Here is a 26,027-nt window from a genome sequence, read left to right as displayed (position 1 = left end):
GGAGGATCGATGAATCGACCGGATGCCGCCACACCGCCCCAGCGACCGATCAGCTGGGCGCACAAGGCCCTGGGCGCCGGGGCACTCGCGATGGCCGCCGGCGCCTTCGCCGGCCACCTGGTCGTCCCCGACCGTGTCGCCGACCACTACGGATGGCCCCGTAACCGCTGGTATCAACGCGAAATCGGGGCATTCAACGCCGGGCTGGGCTACGGCGTGATCGCCTACGCGCGCGGGCGCACCGACCAGGCGTTCCTGGGTTCCTGGGGGATCGCGGCGCTGCTGCTGGCCCTCACCCGGGCCGCGGCCATGCGCAGCGGTGCGCGTCGCGGACCGTGGAATGCGGCCACCGTGATCGAGGACGCAGCGTTGGGCATCGGTGCGCTGGTCCTGCTGCGAGGCAGCGCAGGGTCCAAGCCGTGACGACCGGAGCGCGCGCCGTCATCGGCGCGCTGCTCGACGGTGGTGTCGAGGTGTGCTTCGCCAACCCGGGAACCTCGGAGATGCACTTCGTGGCCGCCCTGGACGACGCCCCCGCGATGCGGGCGATCCTGTGCCTATTCGAAGGCGTGGCCACCGGGGCGGCCGACGGCTACGCCCGGGTCGCCGGCAAACCCGCAGCGACCCTGCTGCATCTGGGCCCCGGGCTGGCCAACGGCCTGGCCAACCTGCACAACGCCCGCCGGGCCCACAGCCCCGTGATCAACGTCGTCGGCGATCACGCGACCCATCATCAACCCTTCGATGCCCCACTGCAATCCGATATCGCAGCGCTGGCCGACTGGGTGCAGGGGTCAGTGCACCGCCCGTCCTCGGTTGCCGAACTGGACGGCGCCCTGGCCGAGGCCATCGGCAGCGCGGTCGGCCCAGCGGGGCGCATCGCCACGCTGATCCTGCCCGCCGACCTGTCATGGAGTCCCGCGACCGCCGGCCCCACCGCGCCGCTGCCGCTCGTCGCCGAAGACGGTCGCGGCGGGCTCGACGTCGATGCGGCCGCCGACATGCTGCGCACCAACGGTGAACACGCCGTCCTGCTGATCGGAGGGCAAGCCACCAGCCGAGCTGGGCTGGCCGCCGCCGCGCGCATCTCAACGGCCACCGGCGCCACCGCACTGGTCGAAACGTTTCCCGCGAAGTTGGCCCGAGGCGGCGGGCTACCCGACATCGAGCGCCTCGGATATCTCGCGGAGCACGCCGAGCAGCAGCTGAGCGGCGCAACACATCTCATCCTGGCCGGGGCGCGATCGCCCGTCGCGTTCTTCGCCTACCCCGACAAGGCCAGCGACCTGCTTCCCGCCGGCGCCACCGTGCACACCCTGGCAGCATCGACCAGCGACCAGGTGGTGTCCGCGCTCGACGAACTCGCCGACCGCCTCGGCGCGCCCGACCTGCCCGATTTGGCCACGGCCCGGCCGTCGCTGCCGAGTGGTCCACTCACCCAGCAGAATTGGGCCCGCGTCATCGGCGCGCTGTTGCCTGATGACGCGATCATCTCCGATGAAGCCAACACCAGTGGGCTGTTCCTGGCCGCCGCGACGGCAGCATCGCCGGCCCACGACGTGCTGACGCTGACCGGAGGCGCGATCGGCCAAGGGCTACCCGTCGCGATCGGCGCCGCCGTCGCCGCGCCGCGCCGCCCGGTGATCGCCCTACAGGCCGACGGTAGCGCCGTCTACACCATCTCGGCGCTGTGGACGATGGCTCGCGAACGGCTCGACATCACCACCGTCATCCTCAACAACCACGCCTACGCCATCTTGGGGCTCGAGCTCCAACGCGTCGGCACCACGACCAGCGGTGCCCGTGCGCGATCGCTGCTGCGATTGTCTGATCCAGAGCTCGACTTCGTCGCCATCGCCGAGGGCTTCGGCGTACCGGCCACGCGCGCGAGCACCGCCGGCGAACTCGCCGCACAATTCAGCGCCGCGCTGCGCGAACCAGGACCCCACCTCATCGACGCCTCGGTACCCGGACCGTGGTAAGCGCACGGCCCGCGGCAGTGACCACGTTCAGGAGCCACCGACGACTCGCCGCTCCGACGGCGCCACGGCGTAACCGGTTCCCACACCGGCGACACGACCCGCCGTACCGCAGCGCCGCGGTGGTCATGCTCGTCACCGCGGCCACCGCGGTAGCGTGCACGTTGCTTCAGTTCCGGGGCGATCTGACGCCAACCGAACAGGTGACGATGATCTCGACACGGTCGGGCCTGTCGATGGACATCGGCGCAAAGGTCACCTACAACGGCGTCCAGATCGGCCGGGTAGGCAATGTCGAAGAAGTCGGCGTCGGCGGGCAACCCCGGGCCAAGATCACGCTGGACCTCGAACCCAAGTACCTCAACCTGATCCCGCGAAACGTCGAAGCCAACATCAGCGCCACTACGATGTTCGGCAACAAGTACGTCTCCTTCGCACCGCCGGAAAACCCAACGCCGCAACGGATCACCGCATCCGAGGTGATCGACGCGACGAAGGTGAGCACTGAGATCAACACGCTGTTCGAGACGATGGTGTCGGTTGCGCAACAGGTCGATCCGATCAAGCTCAACCAAACACTGGCGGCCACCGCGCAAGCCCTCGACGGGCTGGGGGATCGATTCGGGCAGTCAATCGCCGACGGCAACGACATCCTCGCCGACGTCAACCCGCAGCTGCCACAGCTGCGTCGCGACGGCCAGCTGCTGGCCGACCTCGGCGACACCTACACCGACGCCGCACCGGATCTGTTCGACGGCCTACAGAACGCGGCGACCGTCGCGCGCACCCTCAACGACAATCAAGCCGACATCGATCAGGTATTGATGGCGGCCATCGGGTTTGGCAACACCGGCGGCGACATCGTCGAGCGCAGCAGCCCGTATCTGGTCCGCGGAGGCGAGGATCTGCTCCCGACCTCACAGCTGTTCGACGAACACAGCCCGGCGCTGTTGTGCACGATCCGCAACTTCCACGACGTCGAACCCAAGATTTCCGCCTCGGTCGGAGGCAACGGGTATTCGGCGGTCACCTCCGGGACGATCGTGGGCCCAGGCAATCCCTACGTCTACCCCGACAACCTGCCGCGAATCAACGCGCACGGCGGCCCCGAGGGCAGGCCGGGCTGCTGGCAGCCCGTCACACGCGACCTGTGGCCGGCGCCATACCTGGTGATGGACACCGGCGCCTCCATCGCGCCCTACAACCACGCCGAACTCGGCCAGCCCAGCGCGATCGAACACGTCTGGGGCCGACAGATCGGGGAGAACGCCATCAACCCGTGACAGCAAGCAATGACAGCGGCCCCAGGCGGGGTAACCCGGGCCGATGGGGTTCGCTGGCCGCCATCTGCTGCAACGAACACCAAAAGGCCGGAGTATCAAGGATGTTCGTCCGCACCGCACGCCGATACCGCACCGTCTCACGATCTGCGACGACCATTGACCGCCGCCGAACCGCTACCGGACGACCTCGCCGAGGCCCTGGGTCAAATCAACGGCGGAGGTGCGCTCCAGTTCCATGGGAGTCAGGAAGGTCTAGCAGCAAACGCAACGTCGCCGGCGCCACCGCTCGACGACACTCAACTGAAATTTGCTGCATCGGCAAAGTATGTCGAACTCCACGCTATAAGCTGAGTTACGGGGAGTGCTATTCCCGTTGCGGGTGTGTTCGATCCACTAGGTCATCGGTCGCGTCGTTCGGACTGAGCCATCGAAGGGACCCAGGATGCCGTATCGCCGACCAGCCCCTCTACGAGATCAAGGCCAATCTGTTCAAGGCCTGGCGCATCCTGCCCGGATCCGCATACTCGAGGTGCTCAGCGCGAGTATGCGGCCGACTCCGGCCAGCGTGATCCATGTGGCGTTCGACGTCGAGTCGACACTTCTGTCTCAACATCTGAGCGAGCTCAATGCGCTGCCTCCGTTGACTCGGCCGTCCCTGCCGGGGGGACCAGATCGTCACAAGTGGCGAATGAGTCTGCGACCCAAGGTATCTGAAGTCCTACGATGGCCACATTAGATCCGGCAGACTCGCGCAAGCCCGCCGCGACGCGCGCGGACGATGCCGCACCCGAAAGCGTCCACGCTCGGATCCTGCACGCGGCGACCAGACGGTTTTCCGTCGCGCCGTTCGCCGTCGTGAGCGTCGAAGAGATTGCGGACGAGGCCCGCGTCGCCAAGGCGTCGGTGTACGGGCACTTCGGGTCGAAGGACGAACTGGCCCTTGCGGTGATCGAAGACGATCTCAGAATCCTTGAAACGGAACGTGATTCGATTCTCGTCCATGGCCTCCCGGGATTGGAATCGTTGATTGACGTGATGTATGCCGTTGCCGTTCATGACCTGACGAGTCCCGGAGCGCGCGCTCGGGTCCGGTTGCTCGATTCGATTGATCGGGTCTGTGCGCGCACCGACCGGCGGTTGGATGCGTGGGTGGCGGTCATGGCCGCGGCGACCGAGCATGCCATTGCGCAGCAGGACTTCAAGGAATGGGGCGTCGCCGAGCTGACGCGATTCCTTGCGTCCATGTACTTCGGCTTGCAGAAGACGCTGTCGTGGGATGAGCCCGAGACGTTTCTGCGTGCCTTGCAACGGTCATGGAGCTGGACGCTGCCTGGTCTCCTCCGCCACGAACGGCTTCCCTACTTCGTCGATTTCCTCGAGCGACGTACGACGCATGCCATCGCCATCACGCACAGCGGACGCGGCGGCTAGCTTCCCCTGGCGCTAACGGATTCGCGACGCCGAACTCGTGCGGATTCGGTGACGCTGGTGAACCATCAGTCACTTCAGGCAGCACGTCGCAACTCGAGATGAGGAACGACTACGGCATCGAGCATCCACGGGGGGTACCGGTCGCACGTACGCCGGTGGGATGGGGTCCAGGCCCCCTGGGCAACGGTGAATCGATGATCACCTCCGAGTAGTTGAACCCTCTGGCGAGACATCGGCCGCACGAGACGACCGTTGCCGGTGCTCCAGTTCTACCCGTCCGGCGTTGTCGAAGCTGCTGGAACTCGGCCGGCACTACCGGCGACGGCGCTTCGACCATCAACCCCGCCAACCGTGCAGTGTCACCGTCGCATGACTCCGGTGTCGGCGCGTCCTCGCTGGGCTCGACAGCACGTACAGCGACGTCCGCGCGGCGGCCCAGACCAGAAAGTCAGACGATGCGCAGGGAAGGCGCAACACACTCAACGTGGTCCAAATCCAAGTCCGGCAAACGAACCCATGTCACCGCGCCGTTCGGGTGCCGGTAGGACACAGGATGCTCGAACCATCGAGGGCTGGTGAAGACGTAGGCGTAGGTTCTTCGATAAGGAAGCCCGTCGCGTCGTAGGTCAGCACGCTCCTGCGACGGGACCTCTGGCGAAGCGACGAGGTCCTCGAGGTCAAGAGGTCCTAGCACGCGGACCAGGTTCGCGATCCCATACGCCTTGCCACTGCCCTGCTTCACGATGACGACCGGCCCCCGAATCCGTGTCGGTCTGCCCCGAATCTCCCAGATCTTCTCCCCATTCAACAGCTGCGAGGCATACGGATCCCGAACGATGAGGCCCCGCGGCACCGACTCTCCAGGCCGACCGGCCTGCTCCGGTCCATGATCGGACGCGCGAACCCCGTCGGTGACCCGCGTGAACGAGCTCCGGTTACCACCGAGGCTCCGCATCGCCTGATGGTAGGCCACGATCCCAACTTCCTCCGGGGCGTTGCTCGACGGAAACGGGCGTTGCGAGGGGTGGACCAAGGGCGGGCCGGGCAGCTCTGATTCGTCGTTCTGCGAAGCGCCGCGGCCGGTCGATCCGGCGCGGCTTCGGCAGTGTGAGCCGATCGAATCCACGGCCCGGCAAAAGCGTGGCGAAAAATTCCCTTTCAATAACTTGCTGATATCATCGCTGGTGTAGTCATGGGATGGGGAGTCTGCCGATGGATGTCAAACTTGATCCGCCGCTGGCGGAGGCCAAGATGACGCCGATCGTGCGTGATCATCTGGATCGGTTCGGTCAGGTGTTGCAGGTTGCGTGGAAGGACTTTCAGGGGCTTCGTCAACTGGCGGGTTCTTCGTTGGCTCGTGCCAGCGCGGGGACCCGAGCGATGTTGGTGACCGACTTCGTCCGAGCGCCGGCACATCAGCTGTTCGCGGGAGTTGACGGTGTGAGTGTGGAGGACCGATACGGCAGGCCGTGGGTCAGTCTGCACGGTGGACGGGTTCAGGTGCGGTTCAAACGCTTGACTGCCTCACTGCGCCTGTGTCCCACCGACACCGAACGCCAGGTTCGGTTGGCCTATCACCTGGGCGACCCGTGCCTGCCGGGAATGCCGGAGGCGACGATCCTCACGGCCGGCTACGTGGTGGACGCGGGTGCAACGGCGCTTGCGGGAACGTATTTGGTCTGCCATGTCGGCGACGAACCGTACTACTCGATCGCGCTGCCGCGCAGCGCCCCGATCGCATGCCAGCTTCCCCTTCTTCCCTTGTCTGCGCCGGTCATTCGGTCGACGCGCACCGCAGTCCGCAAGCGTCTCGATCGCGAGTCAGGAGCCTGATGGCCGAAACGGCCCATCCACGGCTGGTGTCCCTCGTCCGGGAGGCCAGAGGGTGGTCGCAGAAGGAGCTGGCCGAAGCCGCGCAGGTCAGTCAGGGTTTCGTATCGAAGGTCGAATCCGGATTGCTGGATCTGCGTGGCGATCACCTCCTCGCGGTCGCCTCGGCGCTGGACTGCCCACCGGAACTGCTCACCGATGACACGCCGGTGCAGGGGCTGGAAGTGACCTGTCTGCATCATCGCCGGCGGCACTCGAAGATGACGGCAGCGGCCAAACGTCGCATCGAGGCCATCACGCACCTGACCCGGGTGTCGGTGGAAGGTCTCTTGCACGGTATCGAGATCGTGCCCGAGGCCCGGCTGGAGCGCCTCGACATCGACGAATTCGGCGACCCGGAAGCGGTGGCCCGTGAGTTGCGGATCCGCTGGCGCGTGCCATCGGGACCCATCGACGACGTCGTGCGCTTGCTTGAGGCCGTCGGAGTGATCGTTGTCATGCGCCGACTGGGGACCAACGCCCAGGACGCCGTGTCCACCTGGCCGCGCGACCTCGACCGCCCACCGGTCATGGTGGTCAACACCGGCCTGTCCGGTGACCGGCAACGATTCACCACCTGCCACGAGGCTGGGCATCTGGTCATGCACAGCGTGCCCGGCGACGATCAGGAACGAGAAGCCGACAGGTTCGCTGCCGAATTCCTCGCTCCCGCAGCTGAAATCGGACCGCAGCTGGCTGGGTTGAGCACGGCTGACTTTCCTCGGCTCATGCAACTCAAGGCGCAGTGGGGGATCTCGATCGCGGCGCTGATCCGTCGCGCCTACGACTTGGACCTCATCTCCGAGCGCCAATACCGGGAATTCCAGATCAAACTGGGCAGACTGGGGTGGCGCACGGTCGAGCCCGGCACCTTCGCGGCCGAAACGCCGCGGACGTTGACATCGGTCATCGACGTGCACGTCGCCGATCACGACTACACCGTGCATGATCTGGCCCGCGCAGCGGTCATGACCGACGACGCCTTTGCACGCAATTACCTTCCCCGGCGATCAAATGACGCGCCCCGCACCCAATTGAGGCTGATAAACCCATGACCGAAAACGCTGCCGAACACTCGGTGCCGATGTCGCACATCTCCAGCCGCGCGTTGCCCGGGCTGAACTCGGATCTACTGGTGCAGGCCGAATGTCACCGCGCGAGCGCGGCGACCGAACTGGTGGGAACCCACGGGGTCGGCATCGTCTACTCGGTCGGCCCGCTGCGACGAGCACACGCCAAGCCCGACAGCGCCGGCGCGATCCACCACACCCGCAAGCACGCGCCGAAGGCCGACATCCTCATCGACGCCAGCCTGTACACGGGGAAGGGTCGCAAACTCGCATCCGCACCCCCGCAACGGGATTGGATCACCTTCCAGCACCACCACGACCTGCCGTGGGCGCTGACCGACTCGGGATATTGCGCGGCCGGCGACCACCACGGACTCGCCACCACGCTAAAGGCCGGCGCAGCGCTGGGGCCCGGGGTGATCACCGCATTGCCGATCGCCGGCACGTGGCTCACCGAGGACGCCTCCACGCTCAAGGACTTGATCGACAAACATTCGGCGCCCGTCGCGGTGATGGTCGAAGACGAGAAGGACCCCTTCGATCAGCCCGGAGCAGTGGCAGGGCTGGTCGAGATTCTGCGGGCCGACAGCCCGGTGCTGCTCTTGCGCTCCGATGCCGCCGCCGTCGGAGCGCTGGCGCACGGCGCTGCCGGCGCCGCGGTCGGAACGACCTCCACCTATCGGCACATCTATCCGCTGCGCGACGGCGGCGGGGGAGCCAACCACCTGTCGTTCCTCATTCCGGCGCTACTCGGCTATTTCCTGAACACCCGGTTCGAGAACGCCTACCGGCTCGATCCGAGCCTGGCCGCGTGGACATGCGAATGCACGTACTGCGCGGGCCGGGACCTGACCTGGATCGCGTCGGATCCCCATCCGCCCGACGCCGCGTTTCAGCATTCGGTCGCCGCCCTGGCCGACATCGGACACGCGCTGAGCGCCGCGGTGTCCACGGGACAATCTGCAGCCTCGGCGTGGACTCAGATGTGCCTGTACGCGCAGCTGGAACACTTCGCCGTCGGAGAGGCCACCGACGGACTGTGGATCCCGAAGGACTCACTGGCCCAATGGATCAAGCTTGCCCCGTCCACGGTGGGCGTCTAACCGCACCCACCCGCAACGCGTGCGCCAGCAACCGTTCCTCCCAGTAACGGGTGGCAACCATTCTCGACGCGGACTCGATACCACCCCGTCCGTGCACCAGCACTTCGTTGGCCCCGTCATGGCTTACCTGGATCACGTACACCCCGGCGAAATCGGCCTCCGAAAGTCTGATCACCGAGGGCCGTGTGGTCGTCAGCACGCACCCGGCGCCGAACCCGCGAAGCGCGCGCGTGGCACGCACCGCGTGCCGCCACGACGCGGTCGACGCGAAACCCAGGATCCGCAGTGGCGCCGGCGGTGGGGCACATTCCACACCTGAGGGCCACGACTCCCACAGCGACAACGTGGCCCGATCCAGCATCGGGCCGGCCCCGCCGCGTAAGCGATCAGCCAGCCCCGCAGACCACTCGATGAGGGGAAATCCATGGAACCCCGACAGATCCGTGGCCGGTAGTACCACCGCCGACGCCCGCACCGTGCGCACCGCTCGTTCGACGACCTCGAGGTCCGAGTACGTGATCGGATGCATCACATCGCCACCCAGCATCGGGCAATCGTGCCTCACGCCTGGCGGCGTGACTGCGCCGGGATCGGTCATCACGCCGACCTGCGCTCGGGTCCGCGGACTCGATCCGCGGAGAACACGCGCAACCCCGTCCGCGTGCAGGTGAACGCGACGAAACCGCCCACCTCGATGCCCGATCCGTTGAGTAGCGCCGCAGGCAAGGTGACCTGACCGGTGTCGGAAACTCGGCGAGCCCTCTTCGGGTCTCTGATGCCGTAGCTGCGTGCCGAACCGCGTGCGGGTCTGATCACCAGTACGCCGTCATCGCGTTTGTCGGCGCTTACCACGACCCAAGAATCCGGCGCGATGCCGACCGTGCTCGCCTCGCGGGTGGGGATCGTCACCCGCCGCAAATCGTTGACGCGCCGCGGACCAATCGGCATCGAGAGCATACTGATAATTCTATCAGTAATACTCTGTAATCAACACGATGACAACAGCTTTCCCTGAAGTGTGATGCTGCCGACGAGAGCCAATGATCGACAGCTACAAAGTCCTCATGGCGGTGAAGCGTTCTGGCGGTGTCTATTTCGCAAACCGAGTAGCTGATCGACCGGCGCTCAGAGGCGCTCGCGTTGCAGTCGAGGGCCGCCCTGGCACGCGAGGGAACAACGCCAACTCGGCCCGCGTCGCCGTCAGCTGGGGGACTTACCACGGGGAGTGTGACCAGGGGGCGGTTTGCACGTTTGCGGTGCGCGGCGTCGGGTACTTGATGCTGCGGTGTAGGGCACCGATTGTCGACGCCTGGTCAACAGTTGTCGGCGGGACAGCCGTGACGACCGGATGGACGTGCGACAGTTGGTGGCATCGAGCCGAGCGGGCATCGGCAGTCTGGGTGGCACCTCTTGAGCACTGATGTCAGTACTATCCGGCCTATGGGGACTGCGTTAGTGGGAGTGGTGGGGGCCTTGGCCGGCACGGTGGTCGGCGCGTTGTTGACGCAATACCTGCAGCGTCGCAACACTGCCCACGCGCGGCTACACGAGAGCCGCATCGAGGCGTATCGCAGCTTTACCGCCGCGATGATGGAGTTCCGCAAGGTACTCACCGACAGGTGGTTCGCCGAACACGCCTATCCCGGTGCGACGGTCGACAACTCGGCGGTCTACGCCGCGCGCAGCGCGGCCTGGGCGGCTTATTACGACGTCGAACTCCTTGCCGCTGACGACAACCTCGTCACGCTCGCCCGAGATGCCCGGGACCGGACGGCGGCGATCAAGAACGCCCAGGACCGCGCCGAGGTGAACGATCGGACCGATTCGAGCCGTGTCGCCATAGGTGAGTTCGCGGTGACCGCTCGCGAGCAAGTCGCGGCGCCGTGGTAGATCAACACACCGTCGCCGCGGTGACGAGCCAACTGGTGCGCAATGGCCTCGACGTGTCTGCAGACTTGACTGCTCGGCTAGAGCGTCGCATCGAGGGACACGCGCTGGCAGGCTTGGAGCGGGACCCGGACACCCGGGTGCTGGTGTCGGCGTGGCAGAGCACCCGGGGGGCGCCCAAGTCCGACGAGGTTGCCTGGATCGTGTTGTTGGAGCTGTTCCGCGAACAGTTCGACCGCGACCTGCCGGACTTGCGTGCGGTGCTCGGCGATCAGCGGATGGGCCTGACACGCACGCAGGTCGAAATCCGCCGACAACTCGGCAGCCGCTACTTTCATCTGGGGCGGCGCCTGGACGCCGAACAGCCCGGCACACCGATCGGCGTCTATCTGCTGAAGCAGTCGGTGGCCGTGCTGCTGTGGGTTCATCAAAAGCAGCCGCGCCTGAAAGATCACGAAAAGCGGATGTATCACAGCCAAATCGCCACCGCGTCGATCATCGTGGCACGGCGCACCGAAGACGGGGTACAACGGCTCGCCCTGCTCGATCAAGCCCACGAGCATTCGCTGCTGGCCGAGGGTTTCGGCGAACGCAGCGAGGAACACTACGCATACCTCGCCGAAGGGCACTTGCGCCGCTACGCCCTCACGCGCGATCCGGCCCCGTTGACGGCGGCCCTGCACGCATTGGATTCGCGCAACGCAACGACGCGTCGCCTGCGCGGCGCCCGTGCCGACCTGCGCCTAGAACTCGGATTGAGCGCGGTGCGCGCCGGCCTGACAGTCGAGGGCACGCCAATGCTGCGCCAAGCAGACGCCGAGTACACCGACGCCCTAGCCGCCGAACAAGATTCCGGTGTGCACCCCGGATACCTGCTCGCCAAGCGAGGTCAGGTCCGCAACACCCTGTACCGTTTCGACGCCGACGCTGACGGCCGCAGAAACCGAGTGCACCTCGACGACGCCCTCGACGATTGGCTCGACCCGCGCGCCACCGGGCACATCGCCGCCGGGGTGATCGTCGCCGGGCTGCTCGACAGGGCACGCATCCATATGCGCGCCAACAATCCTTCAGCGGCCCAACACGATCGCGAACAAGCCCGAGCGCTGCTGTCGGCGTCCTCACCACACACCGACGCGAAATTTCAGTTCGACGATCTCGAACGGGCGGTGGACGCCGCCATCGCCGGCGACGACATGACTCGGCTGGGCGAGGTCATCGACGAAATCCTGGCCGTCCCAGCGGCGTCGGCAATCCCGGCCGCGGCGCTCATGCGTGGCTGTCGGGTGCTGATCCAGTCTTCCCCCGAGCAGGCCGACGGCAGTCGTCTCGACCGCGCACTGGGCCGTCTCGAAGTCGAGATCGACCATCCGGCACTGAGTGCGGCCGGCCGCCGTCACGTCGCCGGCCATGCTGCCCTGCTGTCCTGGCTGCTGGCGCGACAGACCGAGGACGTCGACGGCCTGGCACGAACAGTCGAGCTGTACCGGCGCAGCTTCGACGCCGTCGATCACCATCCCAGCGTCGACGCGCTGTCCAACGCCGCAACGTGCAGCCTCGCTTTGGCCAAGATGCTGCTCAGCGGTGACGAGGTCGACGCCGAACAGGCGGCGAGCCTGCTGACCGAGGCCGTCACCTGGCTGCGTGAGGCGTTCGAACTCGCGGAGCGCAACGCTGACTTGGCCCGCGCGATGTTCGACGCAACGATCGCGCACGGCCGCCTGGGGGAGGCGGCGCTGCGCGGCTACCCCCTCACCTGGAACACCGAACTGCTCGACCTCGCCGTCACTCACCTGCAGGCGGCACGGGAAGCAGGTCAGCACGCCGTCGAACTCACCGGACTGCTCGGTGACGCCCACTACCGCCGCGGGGTGCGGGACAACTCCGTCGAGGACCTCGAACAAGCGTTGCACCTCAAAGACGAAGCTTTCGACAATGGCAACGTCGTCCGCGAGAACCGTAGCGTCAGTGCCGCGATCGCCCTGCGGCTCTGCGACATCACCAGTGATGACTCCCAGCTCACTTCGGCCGCGCGCCGCGCGCTGCAAGCGGCGGTATGCGACCCCCACTGGCCATGGTCGGTCCTGCAGCTGGCCAGCCTCGCCACCAAACGCGAACGCCTGGACTCCGAGAAGTTGTCCGGCCAACCGCCCACCGAACTCAGCGATCTGCTCATCGCCGGAAACCGCCCCGCGCTCACGGCCCGTGCGGCCGAACTCGCCGTGACCACAAGCGAATTCCGTGCATCGATCCTCGGCGGACAGGTGCGCGCTGGCGAACGCGGGGTGCGGATCATCAACGATCCCCATCGTCTCCTGGAAAAGGCGCTCGTCCTGAAACGACTGTCACGCGATGCTGCCATCAAGGAACACGACGACACCGAGGCGTTCCGGCGCTGGCTCGATGCCCAGAACTGCCCGCGGACATGGGTACTGCCCGAACCACTGGCCGTCGTCAACATCGGTGACACCGACGCCGTGTACGTGATGTCCAGGGCCCAGGGCCGCGTCCTGGGCGCCTGCGTCGTTGACCCTCAGGCCGGCGCTGGACCCGCACCGTTGGAACGTTTCCGCGAGGCGCTGCGCTACCTGGCGGCCTACCAGGGCTGGCGTTGGACAACCCACCCGACGCCGGCCGGTGCAGCCCACTCTGAGCGAAGGGCCTTCGACGGTCAACTGGACAAGGCCGGCCGCAAACTCGGCCTAAGTCCCGACGATCGGGCCGAACTGTCTGCGGCGTTGGCTTTCCTCGCCCAGCCAGGTGCACCCGTCGTGGCCAAGAAGGACCCACACCCCGGCAACTGGCTGTGGACCCATGACAACGATCTCGTCCTCATCGACCTCGAATCGAGCATCAACCTGCCCCTGCTGCAAGAGGCGGTTACCGTCATCGACGACCTGCCGCTGTTGCCCGCCGACGACCCATCGGCATGGACGACACGCAACGAGTTGGCCCGCGAGTATTGCAGTGCGCTGGGGCGATTCGGTGTTGCATTGCCGGCGATGTCCGATGTCGATCTGGCAGAGCGTTACGAGGCATTGACGGCCCTGCATGCCGTCAAAGGCCTTGGGCGAATGCGCCACACAGACATGGGAGCCTCGTTGTTCTCCGCCGAAACCGCCAAGCTGCAGACCACCCACTACCTTGGGTTGCTGCACCACCTCAGTTCGTCGGCGCGCGACGCTGGCGTGCGCGCACTTGCGGCGACCGTTGTCGCACAGCGGTCAGCCGTCTAGCCCCACACGACAGTGGTCGGCTTGCCTGGGATGGCTGCCGAGACTGCAGCAGCGACGAGGTGAGCGAGGCGACTACCTGGTGTGAGCGTTGTTGTCGAGGTCAAGTAGTGAGGCTTCGGTCGCCCGTTCGGAGGTGTCCTCGGGTTAGGCCGTGCCTCTGTCGCCGCCCGTTTCCTTGGCGAGGGTGAGCGACGTAGCCTCCTCGAGCCCCTTCGTGGACAGCGCGAAGCGCCAGGCTGCCGGTGAATCTGGGCCCCCGGCGGTCCAGCGCTATGTCTCGGCCCTTCCGGCGATTGGGGAAGGATGCGGTGGGGCCCCGATCACGTTGTGCAGTTACCGGTCTCGGGTCTCGTCTTCGCGTTGCAGGCGGCCGAGAGCAGCGGCGGCATCGGGCGGCGGGAGGCGGGAGTGTGTGCCCGGAGTCGGTGGTTGCGGTCGGCATTCGACTTCGGTGTCTGGCTCGAGGCGCTCACTGACGATTGCGCGACGGTAGGGATCCCACGCGCCGCCCGGAGATAGTCCGGCGACGACTTCGTCCTGGAGGCGTTTGACGCTGTGAACGACGACGTCGGGGGTCAGCCACCGTGCCTTGGTGATCTGATTGCGCTGATCCAGAATGAGCCCAGTCAACGACACTGCGTTGGGATACCAGGCCGCGACCTCTTCGGGCGGCACAGGCGGGGTGTCTTCGGTGATTCCGAGTAGGTGCCGTCGCCTTTGGATGTCGGGTGCGCGAAGTACTGCCGGCCAGCGGCTCCACGTCGATAGGCAGATGACGGCGTCGATGAAGGTTGCGCGTGTCGGTCCGCGTCCCCAACGTTTCACCAGCAGCCGGTGTGTGAGATTGGCGCTGGAGATCTCCGGGCACGATGCGATGGAGAATTGCCGTGCTCGAGTGCACGTGATGTCCCCGGTGCCCAGCCAACGGTAGTGAGTGGGGCAGATCAGTTGTTCGTGGCTGGCGAAGACCATCACGGCCTCGTTGGTTCCGAGGCGGGACGCGACGCACAGTGTGCATGCTGGCCGAGTTCCAGGGCGGGCTGAAACCTCGCCGTAGAGGTGCGGCCAGGCCCGCAGAATGCTGGGTGTTCGTAGTTCGGGTAGTGCGGAGACGAGGTGGCGTTCGGTGTACCCGGTCAGGGTGGACAGTACGGGCAGGAAGGGGTGACGCCGCGACAGTGCGGGCAGCAGTCCGCGCCGCAGATAGTTGCGTTCGGTGATTCTGCGCGCATAGCTGGTAACGGTTTCCGCGGTCATCGGCCGGACGCGGACGGGCAGAGCACGGTGCGTCACGAGATAGTCGAGGGGATCGTTGGCATCGCCGTCCTCGTGGTGCGCCTCGAGGCCGTGACGGGTGTGGACGCGGTGTCTATTGGTGGTCATCGTGTCCTCGGTGTTCGTCGTCGACGGCGACCGCGTCGAGCAGATCCAGCGTGATCGCTTCCACCCCCTGATCGATGGCATCGGTGGCGGCGTCGGTGATCAGATCGCTGAGCGAGGCGATGGAGCCACCGGTGCGGTGATACAGGTAGTCGGCGTTGCGCTCCAGCAGTCCGTGCTCGTGAAGCGGCAAGGGCAGTGTGCGTTCGTAGGCTGCGATCAGCTGGCACCACTCGCGGTGGTCGGCCTCGTTGCTCAGCTCGTAGTCGCGCATGTAGACGGGCTTGGTGCGTGCGCGCCATTGTGCGCCGTTCTCACCGGTGAATAGGGGAGCCGTGGTCAGGGATATTCCGGCGAAGAGCATGGTTGCGTCGAGGTTTTCGGCGAACACCTTCAATGTGTCGGCGACTTCGGCTCCGGACTGGTGGTCGGTGTTGAGACGTTGGACGTCGTCGACGATGACGAATCGTGTTCCGAGGTGTTTCAACAGGTGCGCGAGGTCGACGAGTCGTTCGTCGGTGTTGCGGCCCCGAAGTTCGCGTACGCCGACGAAGTCGGCAAGGCGAACCCAGAGTTTGTTGGGTGTGCTCGCCGTGGCGATCGTCGTGTAGACCACGGGTAGGTAGGACAGATCGCGGTCGCGCCTGTTTTCGCGGCGTAGCTCGGCGTCGATGCGTTTACCTGCTGCCATGACTGCGGTGGACTTGCCGATGCGGGCATCGCCGGAGACACGTATTCCTCGTCGGGCGACGAACTTCTTCGTTCGCGAGCTACGGAGCAGTTTTCTGGCCATGGACAAGATGTTGGACAGGTCGCGGGTGGGGAAGACCCGTTCCTCGTTGAGGTAGTCGATGCGCCGTTCGTTGTAGGTCGATCGTCGCGTCGGAGATAGCGCGTTGAGCTGTTCCATGCTCAGTGACGGTCGCTGCGAATCGGGTGTCGCTTCGTGGGTGCAGTATTCGCGCCATTCTTCTTTGGTGGTCGGGCAGGCCATGGGTCACCAGCTTTCGGATAGACGTAGGGCACGCAGTGGTTCGACGCCGGTGTGGGCAGATGGAGCCGTCGACGGCGCTTGTGGTGCAGTGTTGGGCGCATCAGGCTCGGCGGCATCGGTTGGTGGGGAGCAGAGTTCTCGGCGGGTGAGGTTGGATCGTCCGGCGGTCGTCTCGGCGCGGGAGAGCTGATGACGTGTCGTCGAACCGGGACCGCCCAGTAGTTGGCGATGAATGGCCTCCGCGCGATCGAGTACCTGCTTGCCAGTCATGTGGGTCCCGAGTTCGCGGCGGATCGCGCGCAGCACGTCGACGCCGAACGGAATCGTGGTGAACTTGGCCAGTTTCCAGGTGCACTCGATCCACCCGTTGTCCTGGTAGACCTGCTGGCCGGTGCCGTTGTCGGTGACCGACACGTCGCGCACCCAGATCTGTAGCAGGTTGTTGGGGTCGTAGCGGATCTCCCACTTACCGTTGTTCTTGCGGTTGGGGGACTTCGATCGCCGCAGATCGTGAAACCGTGCAGAGTCGTCGTCGTAGACCAACCTGAACAGGTTGATCCCGTAACGGTTGATGACCCTCCACCGGCAGGGTTGCAGGCCGATCCATTCGTTGCGGGTCAGCGTTCGGACCGCGGTTGGGCAGGACTCGGTGAGGGCGCGGTAAATGGCGTTGGGGGAGAGCTTCATTCGTGGCGCTGCGGCGAGCGTGACTCCCGAGTGTGGCCTGTTCTGGTACACGGTGATGATCCATTCGTCGAGCAGGGCTTGGAGAATGGGCAGCGGCCACACGGCGTCGCGCTCGGGGTGTCGACCTCGGTGCGCGACGGAGCGGCCCTTGTAACCGGGGATCCATTTGACGAAGTCGTCGCCGATCGTCTTGATGAGTCGCTCGACGTGCGGTTTGGCGGTGGGTGTGTAGGGCGGGGCATGGCGATGGTGGATGCCGCGGGTTTCCAGAGCCCGCACAAACGTGTCCGAGACGAAGATTCGACCGCGGTCGACGACGACCCCGCGCACGTCGATGACGGGCTTGTTGGCAAGCTTGGCGCTGATGTCGTCGTCGCCGACCATCACCTCGGGTAGGTAGCTGCGCGCCATGGCAAGGTTTTCTTGCCAGCCCGGCAGCATCTGCTGGGGGATCATGGATTTCGACAGCAGTTCCAGCGCGTCGACGGTCTTGCAGGCGTTGGGGCGCAGCACGGCGGCGGTGATGCTGCGCGTCGCGACGTCGATGCCGGCGGCCAGGTCGACGCGACTGATCTGTCCATCGGCCATCAACACCATGGCGTCCAGCGGTGTTGAATCCAGCTGTACCTCTTCGCCGGGGAACAGGGCCACGATCGTGCCGAATGCCCGGTCGGGACTGGTGGCGTGGCTGCGGCGCGACGTGGCGTCGCCGGTGAGGTGCTCGCCGCGGTCGAGCTTGTCGAGCAGGTCATACATCGATGACCTGCAGGGCACGGCGACGTCCTCAGCGAAGAGCCGACGTTCGGCGATTTGAATGATCTGCTTCTTGGTGGGGGTCGATTTGTCGACGAACTCGGCTTTCACCGTGCGCAGGGTCTGGCTGACGACCTCACTGACCGCCGGCAGGCGGACATGACCGGGCATCCCGCGCTGGTCGGCGCAGCCGATCACTCCGCGTTTGGTGTACCCCCGCCACTTACGCCACATCGTGGTCATCGAGACGCGAACGCCGATGCGACTCAGTTCCGTACGCTTGGCCGCAAGACGCGACTCGATCGTCGTGATGGGTGGTGCCGAAGCGATGATGCCGATGTGCCGCAATGGGATTCCGTGTTTGACCTCGTACATGTGGTCATGCCAGAACTCCGCCTCACGTCGGCGGTGTGGTGTGAGAAGGTCGAGCAGACGCTGATCGGCGACACTCGGTGCCGCCGAATCTGGCTCGACGAAGGTGTCGTCCGATAGCACCACCCCAACTGGAAGCGTGAGCTCGTTGCCGTCGTCGAGACACACCAACGTGAGAAGACAGCCGTCGGATCCCCGGACCTGCCACGTGCTGCCTCGGAAGCCGATGAGGTCGCCGCCGGTGATCTCGATCATGCCCGCACCGTCGTATCCCAGGTCAACGGGTAGTTCAGGTCGACCTGAAGCTCGCCGCACCACAGCATGTGATAGACGCCGCAGAGAATCACGCCGTCGTGCAACCCCGTTCGCGCACAAGCGGTATTGATGAGAGTGTCGAGTCGCATGGCCTCGACGTCACTGGAACGTAGTTCACCGAGCACGGCGTCACGGATGGCTGCTGACGGGCCGAACCGGCGATGGTGGTAACCGCACAACAGCCGCAGATTCCGCTCGAGCGGACTTGCGATGTTCGTGAATTCTCGGTATTCCCAACTCAGTTCGCCACAGACGGCGCGCGTCCGTGCATGTTGGATGCGGTCGTTGTCGGTCAACCGAGACGCGGGTTTGACATCCATCACCAGAACCGACCCGTCCGTTCGGCGGATGAAGAAGTCCGGTGCATGGCGTTGTGGGTCAGATCCGCGCGGCCACAGCAGCCAAAACGGGTTCGAGCTGACTGCTACCGCCTGGCCTTCGAAGTCGAGCACCATCAGGGCAGTCATTTCGAAACGCGACTCGAACTGCACGTGTGCGCCCGACCGCGAAAGCCAGTATCGGCCTTGGTGAGAACGCCGACCGGGGTACGCCGGGAATCTACGGATGGGCGCCGACTGCTCGAACCGTACTGCGGCAAGCTCGGGGACGATGCGTGACCGTACGCGGCGGCCGCTGGGATCCTCGTACAAGATCATCGTGTACGGCGCCGCGTTGACCGGCAACCGTTCGCCTGCGGAAGCCATCGCGGCGCCCGTCACGATCCGCACCGTTCGGCGTCGTCGGCCGGTGAGCCGCCCACGGCGCGGGGTCTGCGGTCCCGAGGCTTGACAACTTGCGTTGAGCAGTCTGAAATAGACATGTCTACTCCTAGTGGGGATGACGACGCGAAGCGGCTCGTGGGCCGCACCGAAGAAGCCGGGCTACTATCCCGGCTTTTTCAGTATCTGGACGTGGGCAACGGATTTGGGTTGCCGCACAGTGCTATTCGATGCTGGTCAGGTGTCCTCCCGTCCTCCTCCGCGGTGAAGTGCGCAGACCGGTGCATTGCCGCCCCCATCGAGTGAACAGATGTCCTGGGCGTCCTGGGGTGGATGTCTGCTCGCTACTGGGCAGTCGCTAGGGGGTGCTAGCTATTGGTTAGTCCAGCACACTCCAGCACGTTCGACAAGATGCTCAGCTATCTGCGAGCGCCGACGGTCACTGTGAACGAAGGACTTGGCGACCGATCCGCGATCGGCGCTATATGCCGGCAGATTCGGTGCAGAAGACGGGTCGCTGTTCCTCACGCCAGCCCCGTCTTCCTCAGGGCATAGATGCTGCTCAGAATTACTGCATACCTGGCGCGTGCGAGACGGTTAAACTTTGAATCTTGTCGCGCCGATAGACGAAAGCGACGTGCAACGTGAGCCTTAGCTGAGCGATGTTGCCTATAGGCTACAAATACTCGGATGTCCCGCTAGCAAACTCAAATTGTACAGAGCACAGCACCCATTTTCTGGATGCGAACTCGCAGCGCCGACATTCGCCCCAACACGGCAGTCGCTAGTTTGCCACGCCGTGCAGGTGTGACCACCTTGGGTTGAGAAACAGATCCGTGGAAGCACAAGTGCAACAGGGCTTCTGGATGCGCGTTAGCGTGAGGGCGTGCCGGCGAGTGCGGTTGTCAGTTGCTCGAGTGGGCGGGGCGTCGTGCATCGCCACGTTCTTGCGCAGTCCGCGGGCTTCCTTGAGACGTTCGTCGGCTAGGCCTGTGCCGGATCCAGTTCGGCGACGTCGCTCCGTTCGGATGGCACCCACCGGGGGCGTAGCGCCTGGACGATCCCGGCGACCCAATCCGGATCGACAGGAGTCCGCCGCAACGTGACAACGAGGCCGCGGTAGCGTTCTTCGCCGATCAGATCTGCGCAGGCCTTGTCGATCGCCACGGCGAACTCATTGCGGGCGTGGTCGTATAGTTCGGGTGGTACGGCCAAGACCGCCTCGTATTGCCCGCCGTCCCAGTTGTCCACGCAGACGTCCTGATAGCCCGACACGGCGACGATGGCTGCTGCATGCTGCTCGCCGCGGGCTTGAAGGAGCCGCGCGAGTGCGTGGCGATCCTGTTCATTCGTCTGATCGGTGTCGATACCGGCGCTTTCCCACATGTGTCCTCCGCTCGCGGTCGTTCCAATGGAACCACTCACCACCGACAACCTGTCCGATGCCCGGGGGTGAAATTTCAGTTGTGGCGGTCTGGAAGCCCGGATCTGACCGGTGCCGGGCAGTTCGGGCCCAACCCGGCGACCAATCCCAATTTCACCCATCTGGCCACCGGTCCCGCGATGGTGCCGGATGGCAGCGGTGGCACGCTCACCCTTGGTGGCGCTCAGGGGCACAGCGGCTACCCGCGCTTCATGCACGATGGAACCGCACACACGACCAACTACAACATCGCCGCCGTCATCGCCGGTCTCGATGACAATGCGATCCGGCAGAAATGAGTCCAGCTGTGACGGACGTCCGGATGTGTAGCGCCACCGCGTGTGTGGCTGTCCTTGCCCTGCTCATGACGGGATGCAACGTGTCCGACCCCTACCCGCCCACACCATCCACTCAAGCGGCCCAAGCGCTCGAACAGCTGGAGGCCTTGCCGTCACTCGAGGACACCAAGACGCAGGTGCAAAGCGCGATGGACGAAATCACCACGGCGGGAAGCAAACTCATCCCGTCAGTCGAATTGTCGACACCGCACCAGGGCTCCGCCGACAACTGCGAAACCCCATACGAGCAGACCGACGGCAAGCGCTACTTCTTCCCCGATCAGGTTGCGGTTGCGGTGGCCGTGTCCGAGGCGGACTGGACAGCGATCTTGGCAGCTGCGAGAGCATCACGACCAAGCTTGGTGCGACCGATGAACAGGCCATGCAGGATGGACCGTCTAATCACGGTGTTGGGTTTTATGGCCCGACCGGCATATTCGTAAAGATTGCCTACCAGGGAAATCTGGTGGTTTCGGGCTATACCGGTTGCCGCCTTCCGCAAGACAGGAAGAAACCCGCGTCATGACTGCGGCGATAGCGCTGGTGTCAGTGAAATTGTCGCCGACCTCGACCGAGATGGCTGGCGCCGACGATATGAGCACCCCTTCTTCAGATTCTTCATACACGATCGCTTCTCGCTGACGTCAGGCCGGTGGCAGCCGGATGAGCATCTTGCCGGTGTTGGCGCCGCCCATCATCGTCAGCAACGCCTCGACGGCGTTGTCGATGCCGTCGACGACGGTCTCTTGGCTGCCCAGCGAGCCGTCTTGTAGCCAGGCGATCGCGTGTTCGGTGTAGTCGGCGAGCAGGTCGTAGTGGTCGGCGACGTTGATGCCGCGCAGGGTAAGTCGCTTCCCGATGACCAGTGGCAAGTTGCTCGGGCCCGGCGGCAGCGGGCCGTCACTTAGGGCGGAGATCGCGCCGCACAAGGCGATGCGCCCGCCGACGTTCATTGCGCCGAGTGCGGCCTGGAGATGATCGCCGCCGACATTGTCGAGGTAGACGTCGATACCTCCGGGTGCCGCGGTAGCCAATTGTGCGGGCAGATTGCCGGCGCGATAGTCCAGTCCAGTGTCGTAGCCGAAGTCTTCGACAAGCCGGCGGATCTTGTCGGGGCCACCCGCTGAGCCGATGACTCTGGAGGCGCCCAGGTGTTTGGCGATCTGGCCGGCGACGGATCCGACGGCGCCAGCGGCGGCCGAGACGTACACGACGTCGCCGGCCTTTACCGGCGCGATCACGGTGAGCGCGGCGTAGGCGGTGAGCCCGGTGACGCCGAGCACGCCGAGATAGGACTGGGCCGGGACGGGGGCGGTGTCGACGACCTGAACGGTGTTGGCGGGCAGCAGGGCGTATTCGCGCCAGCCCAGGAAGTGCGAGACGATCGCCCCGACTGGCACAGTGTCGGCGTGTGAGGCGATCACCGTGCCGACTGCGCCGCCGGTGAGGGCCTCGCCGGTTTCATAGGGTGGGATGTCAGAAAGTCGGGACTTTCCGGCGTTGAGTCGCCCGACCATGTAGGGATCGACGGACAGCCAATCGTTGCGGACCAGTATCTGGTCGGGTCCGGGGTCGGCGACTGTTGTTGTGATGCAGGCGAAGTCGGTGGGCTTGGGTTGTCCGATCGGGCGGGTGGCAAGGTGCCATTCGCGGCTGGAGACGGGCATGCGGATCCTCCTAAGATGGTCGATTGAGCGGGGCGGGTGGGTGGTACGGACTCAGGGGGCTTGTAGGACGAACATCGGGATATCTCGGTCGGTTTTGGCGCGGTAGTCGGCGAAGTGTGGCCAAGCCGCGTCGGCGATCCTCCACAGGCCGGTTTTGTCGGCGCCGGTGACTTCGCGAGCCCGCATCGTTTTGGTGGCTGCGCCGTCGCGCACCTCTACTAAGGGGTTTGCGAGCAGGTTGTAGTACCAGACCGGGTGGGTGTGGTGGCCGCCGTAGGAGGCGACCGCGATGTAGCCGTCCTGATAGGAGACGCGCATCAGCGGGGTCTTACGCAGTCTGCCGGTCTTGGCTCCCCGGTGGGCCAGGATGATGACAGGTCTGCCTCGCAGGGTGCCTCCTTGACCGCCGTCGGTGGCCTCATAGAGTGCGACCTGGTCGCGGATCTCGTGAAACCGGCTGGGCGCGTACTCATCTGACAGTGTCATGGTCTGTGGGCTCCTAGAACTTTGCGCCCAGCAGGGTTCCGCCACTGGCGTCGACGATCTGGCCGGTAACCCAGCGGGCGTCCGGCGAGGCCAGGAAGGCCACGACATCGGCAATGTCATCTGGGCTTCCGAGCCGGTCGAAGACGGACCAGGCGGCGGCTTGTTCCCGCATCGTGGGGTCTGCCAGCCAGCCGGTGAGCTCGGTCTCGATGACGCCGGGCGCGATCGCGTTCACGGTGATGCCGCGGGGTCCGAGTTCTTGGGCCAGCGTGTGAGTCATGACGTTGATCGCGCCTTTGGTCATCGAGTAGGCAATCGTCATTGGTGAGGCGATCCGCGTCGCGGCCGACGTGGAGATATTGATGATCCGGCCGCCGTCGCGCAGCCGCGGCAGCCCGTGTTTCACGATGAAGAACGGTGCGCGGGTGTTGATCGCGAACACCTCGTCGAAGTCCTTCTCGCCGACGTCGCCGATGGAGTTGTACACGGCGACGCCGGCATTGTTGACGACGATGTCCACCCCTGGGTGATCGGTGAACTCCGTGACCGCGGTGTCGAAGGCGGCCCACAGCCCCTCGGCGTCTCCGTCCCCTCCCAGCGGGGCGCCCACCGCAAACGCGGTACCGCCGGCGTTCTCGATCGCGGCCACCGTCTGCGCGGCGGCGGCCTGGTTGGTGCCGTAGTGCACCCCAACCAGGGCGCCGTCGCGGGCCAGTCGTTCGGCAATTCCGCGTCCAATGCCTCGGCTCGCACCGGTGACCAGCGCTGTCTTGTCCGAGAGTGCTCCCATCGGCCTCACCTTTCTCTAGTGATCGTTACACAATGGGACGCTAGCAGGCTTGTCTAACGATCGCTACATATATGATGGGGGTGTGACGACAACGACACCGCGGGGACGCCCGCGGGAATTCGACCGGGCCGCGGCGCTGGAGAAGGCGCTCCTGCTGTTCTGGGAGCGCGGCTATGAGGCGACCTCCATGGCCGCCCTCACCGCGGCAACAGGCGTGGGCGCCCCCAGCCTGTATGCGGCCTTCGGCAGCAAGCGCGAACTGTTCGACGAGGTAGTACACGAATACAGCCGCAAGCACCACGCCTTCATCGCCAAAGCTCTACTGGAGGAGCCCACCCTCAAGGCGGGTATGGCACGCATGTTGCGCGAGGCGGCCGAGAACTACACCCGTCCCGACCTGCCCCATGGATGCCTAGTGATCAGCGCCGCCGTCAACTGCAGCACAACGGAGGTCCGGCAGGCATTGCAGACGCAGCGCGCCAACGATCTGGAAGCGCTCGAACGACTGATCCGCCTGGCGATCGACAACGGTGAACTGCCTACCGACACCGACGCCTCCGCACTGGCGATATTCACCAGCGTGACCATGCAGGGCATGGCCTCCCAAGCCCGCGATGGCACCGGGCGCAGCAAACTCGAAGCGGTGGCAGCGCTGGCGCTAGAAGCGCTGCCCTGGACCGCGACCTGAGCGCTGTCGACGGGGGTGCGCTAGCCGCGATCTAAACCACTGCGTTCGAGCCGCTCAGTGCGGTCGAACGGGTCACTCATTGACCTACCGCGCCAACCAGCGCAGCGTCGCGGCCGAGTCGCGAACGTGAACCCGATTCGCCGGCATTCCTCGACGCCCGTCGTACAGTCCCGACAATGCGACGAGCACAACAACGACGATGCGGAATTTACGTTCGGACGACTCAGAGATCGAAGCCCGAGGACAGCTCGGAAAGGCGCATCCAGCGAAAACCATTGTGTCACTTCCACTGTCGCGAAACCCGCTCCACGGGGGGCGTCATACGCGCCGCAAGCTAGGCCGCGGCGGCGCGTCTTGCTAGATATTGGACTCATCGGGGATCAATGCGTACAGAGGATTCCGCGCTGCGGCACTCCGGGTTTCAGTGCCGGCAGCTGTGACGTACCGCTGCGACGTGGTCATGGATTCGTGGCCGAGCAGCTTCATCAGTGCGTAAACGCTCACGTCAGAGCCAGCCAGTTCGGTGGCATACGTATGGCGCAACCCGTGCACCAGGGCACCGGGAACGGGTTGCGCATCGGGGCCCGCGCGCTTGAATGCTCGTTTAATGCGTGATTGCAGGGTGCCGCGAGTGATCCGGTCACCGTCTCGGCCGACGAACAGCGGAAAACGCGTGGGCCACCACGATAAAGGAGGACCGCTAGCGTTTGCTTTGTGCTTTGTGGTGCTGGGAAAGCGGGTAGCGCGGCTCTCAAGATATGCCTCGATGACTGAAAGTAGTTCACCCTCAATGGGCACGCTGCGCTCCTTTCCGCCTTTGCCCTTGACGTGGATGACGCCACCGCCGTGGTCGGTGGTGCGGATATCGCCGATGTCGGCCTGGCGGAGCTCCTCAGCGCGTAGGCCAGCCAGTAGCGCGACGAGGATGATTGCGAGATCACGTTCAGCCCAGTCAGTTTGGCGCTCGGAGGCCTGGTCCTGCGCGACGGTCTCGAGCAGCGCTTCGACTGCCGCGCGGGGGAGGGCCTTGGGGAGAGGCCTGGCCAGCTTGGGTCGCCCGACCAGCTGCATCGGGTTGGCGGCCAGCTGTTCGCCGGTGTAGAGGAAGGTGCACAACACGTTCCAGGTCGACCAGCATCGGCGAATCGACGCAGCTTCGTGATCACGCGCGTAGGCGGCGAACGCCGTCCGCATCGACTCTCTCGTTATGTCAGTTACCCCGAGATGCGACGGCTCGCCGTCGGTGACCAGGCGCGCGATCGCAATGAAGTCCTGACGATAGGCCTTCATGGTGTGCGCCGAAGGCTTTCGCGTCTGACGGTCGTTGAGGAAGTCGGTGAACCAGCCCGGGAACGGATCACCCTCCGCTGCTGCGATACTCACGTCGCGATGGAGCGAAGACGGAGCGGGTGATGGCTGTCGGTCACACTTCAAGAATGGCAGAGGTACCGGTAACCCGCCGTATTCGATTCAGTCGTATTCCAGCGATACCCGACAACGCCGCCACTGTCTTACAATTTGTAGTACGCTGTGACCTATGGCTGACACCATCACTTT

Annotated in this window: 22 protein-coding genes and 3 pseudogenes; 13 read left to right on the top strand and 12 right to left on the bottom strand. The window is 65.1% G+C overall.

Going from position 1 to position 26,027, the window contains the following annotated elements:
* Positions 1-9 precede the first annotated feature (9 nt).
* The 5 genes and pseudogenes from SLQ30_RS09990 to SLQ30_RS09970 all read left to right on the top strand — a co-directional run bounded on the left by SLQ30_RS09990 (position 10) and on the right by SLQ30_RS09970 (position 4,693).
* Positions 10-423, top strand: coding sequence for a hypothetical protein (locus SLQ30_RS09990; protein WP_319446125.1), 414 nt, complete (start codon positions 10-12; stop codon positions 421-423).
* Positions 420-1,982 carry an acetolactate synthase large subunit gene (locus tag SLQ30_RS09985; protein WP_319446124.1) on the top strand — a complete coding sequence of 521 codons (1,563 nt, stop codon included), beginning with the start codon at positions 420-422 and terminating at the stop codon, positions 1,980-1,982. Before SLQ30_RS09990 ends, SLQ30_RS09985 begins: the two co-directional genes overlap by 4 nt.
* 119 nt (positions 1,983-2,101) lie before the next feature.
* Entirely contained in the window at positions 2,102-3,262 is a 1,161-nt protein-coding gene (locus SLQ30_RS09980) for an MCE family protein (RefSeq protein WP_319446484.1), read from the top strand.
* A 419-nt stretch (positions 3,263-3,681) separates the two neighbouring features.
* Positions 3,682-3,887: pseudogene (locus tag SLQ30_RS09975) on the top strand (ArsR/SmtB family transcription factor); the annotation flags it as partial.
* Positions 3,888-3,985: 98 nt separating this feature from the next.
* A complete protein-coding gene (locus tag SLQ30_RS09970) occupies positions 3,986-4,693 on the top strand; it encodes a helix-turn-helix domain-containing protein (RefSeq protein WP_319446123.1) in 708 nt (235 codons plus the stop codon).
* Between the two features lie 448 nt (positions 4,694-5,141).
* On the opposite strand, the gene SLQ30_RS09965 is transcribed toward SLQ30_RS09970, so the two are convergent.
* Positions 5,142-5,648: an ASCH domain-containing protein gene (locus SLQ30_RS09965; RefSeq protein ID WP_319446122.1), complete on the bottom strand. Its 507-nt coding sequence runs from the start codon at positions 5,646-5,648 to the stop codon at positions 5,142-5,144.
* A gap of 257 nt (positions 5,649-5,905) precedes the next feature.
* Here SLQ30_RS09965 and SLQ30_RS09960 point away from each other — a divergent pair, with 257 nt between their 5' ends.
* From SLQ30_RS09960 to SLQ30_RS09950, 3 genes are read left to right on the top strand one after another with little or no spacing between them, the layout of a single operon-like run.
* Positions 5,906-6,526 carry a hypothetical protein gene (locus tag SLQ30_RS09960; protein WP_319446121.1) on the top strand — a complete coding sequence of 207 codons (621 nt, stop codon included), beginning with the start codon at positions 5,906-5,908 and terminating at the stop codon, positions 6,524-6,526.
* Positions 6,526-7,617 carry a helix-turn-helix domain-containing protein gene (locus SLQ30_RS09955; RefSeq protein WP_319446120.1) on the top strand — a complete coding sequence of 364 codons (1,092 nt, stop codon included), beginning with the start codon at positions 6,526-6,528 and terminating at the stop codon, positions 7,615-7,617. The genes SLQ30_RS09960 and SLQ30_RS09955 overlap by 1 nt, the downstream gene beginning before the upstream one ends.
* Positions 7,614-8,735, top strand: a complete 1,122-nt coding sequence (locus tag SLQ30_RS09950) for a hypothetical protein (protein WP_319446119.1) — start codon at positions 7,614-7,616, stop codon at positions 8,733-8,735. Before SLQ30_RS09955 ends, SLQ30_RS09950 begins: the two co-directional genes overlap by 4 nt.
* Here the strand turns inward: SLQ30_RS09950 and SLQ30_RS09945 are convergent.
* Positions 8,704-9,282, bottom strand: a complete 579-nt coding sequence (locus SLQ30_RS09945) for a hypothetical protein (protein WP_319446118.1) — start codon at positions 9,280-9,282, stop codon at positions 8,704-8,706. The two genes, SLQ30_RS09950 and SLQ30_RS09945, sit on opposite strands and share 32 nt — an antisense overlap.
* 50 nt (positions 9,283-9,332) lie before the next feature.
* Positions 9,333-9,683, bottom strand: a complete 351-nt coding sequence (locus tag SLQ30_RS09940; RefSeq protein ID WP_319458312.1) for a hypothetical protein — start codon at positions 9,681-9,683, stop codon at positions 9,333-9,335.
* 492 nt (positions 9,684-10,175) lie between these two features.
* Between SLQ30_RS09940 and SLQ30_RS09935 the strand changes: the two genes are divergently transcribed.
* A complete protein-coding gene (locus SLQ30_RS09935; RefSeq protein ID WP_319446116.1) occupies positions 10,176-10,625 on the top strand; it encodes a hypothetical protein in 450 nt (149 codons plus the stop codon).
* Between the two features lie 20 nt (positions 10,626-10,645).
* Positions 10,646-13,858, top strand: a complete 3,213-nt coding sequence (locus tag SLQ30_RS09930; RefSeq protein ID WP_319446115.1) for a hypothetical protein — start codon at positions 10,646-10,648, stop codon at positions 13,856-13,858.
* Between the two features lie 333 nt (positions 13,859-14,191).
* Here the strand turns inward: SLQ30_RS09930 and SLQ30_RS09925 are convergent, their stop codons facing one another.
* The 5 genes from SLQ30_RS09925 to SLQ30_RS09905 form a co-directional block, all read right to left on the bottom strand.
* Complete coding sequence (locus tag SLQ30_RS09925) at positions 14,192-15,241, bottom strand: hypothetical protein (RefSeq protein ID WP_319446114.1); 1,050 nt, start codon at positions 15,239-15,241, stop codon at positions 14,192-14,194.
* A complete protein-coding gene (locus SLQ30_RS09920) occupies positions 15,228-16,148 on the bottom strand; it encodes a TniB family NTP-binding protein (RefSeq protein ID WP_319446113.1) in 921 nt (306 codons plus the stop codon). Before SLQ30_RS09920 ends, SLQ30_RS09925 begins: the two co-directional genes overlap by 14 nt.
* Before the next feature lie 87 nt (positions 16,149-16,235).
* Positions 16,236-18,299: a Mu transposase C-terminal domain-containing protein gene (locus SLQ30_RS09915; protein WP_319446112.1), complete on the bottom strand. Its 2,064-nt coding sequence runs from the start codon at positions 18,297-18,299 to the stop codon at positions 16,236-16,238.
* Positions 18,296-19,078 carry a TnsA-like heteromeric transposase endonuclease subunit gene (locus SLQ30_RS09910; protein ID WP_319446111.1) on the bottom strand — a complete coding sequence of 261 codons (783 nt, stop codon included), beginning with the start codon at positions 19,076-19,078 and terminating at the stop codon, positions 18,296-18,298. The genes SLQ30_RS09915 and SLQ30_RS09910 overlap by 4 nt, the downstream gene beginning before the upstream one ends.
* Before the next feature lie 984 nt (positions 19,079-20,062).
* A complete protein-coding gene (locus SLQ30_RS09905) occupies positions 20,063-20,464 on the bottom strand; it encodes a hypothetical protein (RefSeq protein ID WP_319446110.1) in 402 nt (133 codons plus the stop codon).
* Positions 20,465-20,563: 99 nt separating this feature from the next.
* Between SLQ30_RS09905 and SLQ30_RS09900 the strand changes: the two are divergent.
* Together SLQ30_RS09900 and SLQ30_RS09895 are read left to right on the top strand one after the other, a co-directional pair.
* A pseudogene (locus SLQ30_RS09900) lies at positions 20,564-20,800 on the top strand (hypothetical protein); the annotation flags it as partial.
* Positions 20,797-21,365, top strand: a pseudogene (locus SLQ30_RS09895) (LppA family lipoprotein). The pseudogenes SLQ30_RS09900 and SLQ30_RS09895, both read left to right, overlap by 4 nt.
* A gap of 118 nt (positions 21,366-21,483) precedes the next feature.
* On the opposite strand, the gene SLQ30_RS09890 reads toward SLQ30_RS09895, so the two are convergent.
* From SLQ30_RS09890 to SLQ30_RS09880, 3 genes are read right to left on the bottom strand one after another with little or no spacing between them, the layout of a single operon-like run.
* Positions 21,484-22,506: an NADP-dependent oxidoreductase gene (locus SLQ30_RS09890; RefSeq protein WP_319446108.1), complete on the bottom strand. Its 1,023-nt coding sequence runs from the start codon at positions 22,504-22,506 to the stop codon at positions 21,484-21,486.
* A gap of 51 nt (positions 22,507-22,557) precedes the next feature.
* On the bottom strand, positions 22,558-22,992 hold the full coding sequence (locus tag SLQ30_RS09885; RefSeq protein ID WP_319446107.1) for a nitroreductase family deazaflavin-dependent oxidoreductase: 435 nt from the start codon (positions 22,990-22,992) through the stop codon (positions 22,558-22,560).
* Between the two features lie 13 nt (positions 22,993-23,005).
* Positions 23,006-23,782 carry an SDR family oxidoreductase gene (locus SLQ30_RS09880; protein WP_319446106.1) on the bottom strand — a complete coding sequence of 259 codons (777 nt, stop codon included), beginning with the start codon at positions 23,780-23,782 and terminating at the stop codon, positions 23,006-23,008.
* 82 nt (positions 23,783-23,864) lie between these two features.
* Here SLQ30_RS09880 and SLQ30_RS09875 point away from each other — a divergent pair, with 82 nt between their 5' ends.
* The gene (locus SLQ30_RS09875; RefSeq protein ID WP_319446105.1) at positions 23,865-24,470 is read left to right on the top strand and encodes a TetR/AcrR family transcriptional regulator; all 606 of its coding nucleotides are present in this window, start codon (positions 23,865-23,867) and stop codon (positions 24,468-24,470) included.
* Between the two features lie 357 nt (positions 24,471-24,827).
* Here the strand turns inward: SLQ30_RS09875 and SLQ30_RS09870 are convergent, their stop codons facing one another.
* Positions 24,828-25,853 (bottom strand): tyrosine-type recombinase/integrase, encoded by a 1,026-nt coding sequence (locus SLQ30_RS09870; RefSeq protein ID WP_319446104.1) that lies wholly within the window; start codon positions 25,851-25,853, stop codon positions 24,828-24,830.
* Between the last annotated feature and the right edge of the window lie 174 nt (positions 25,854-26,027).

Origin of the sequence: Mycobacterium sp. RTGN4 (assembly GCF_033804635.1) — a bacterium.
Classification (GTDB): Bacteria; Actinomycetota; Actinomycetes; order Mycobacteriales; family Mycobacteriaceae; genus Mycobacterium.
Note: the sequence above shows the minus strand (reverse complement) of the source record. Positions and strands in the feature narration are given on the sequence as shown.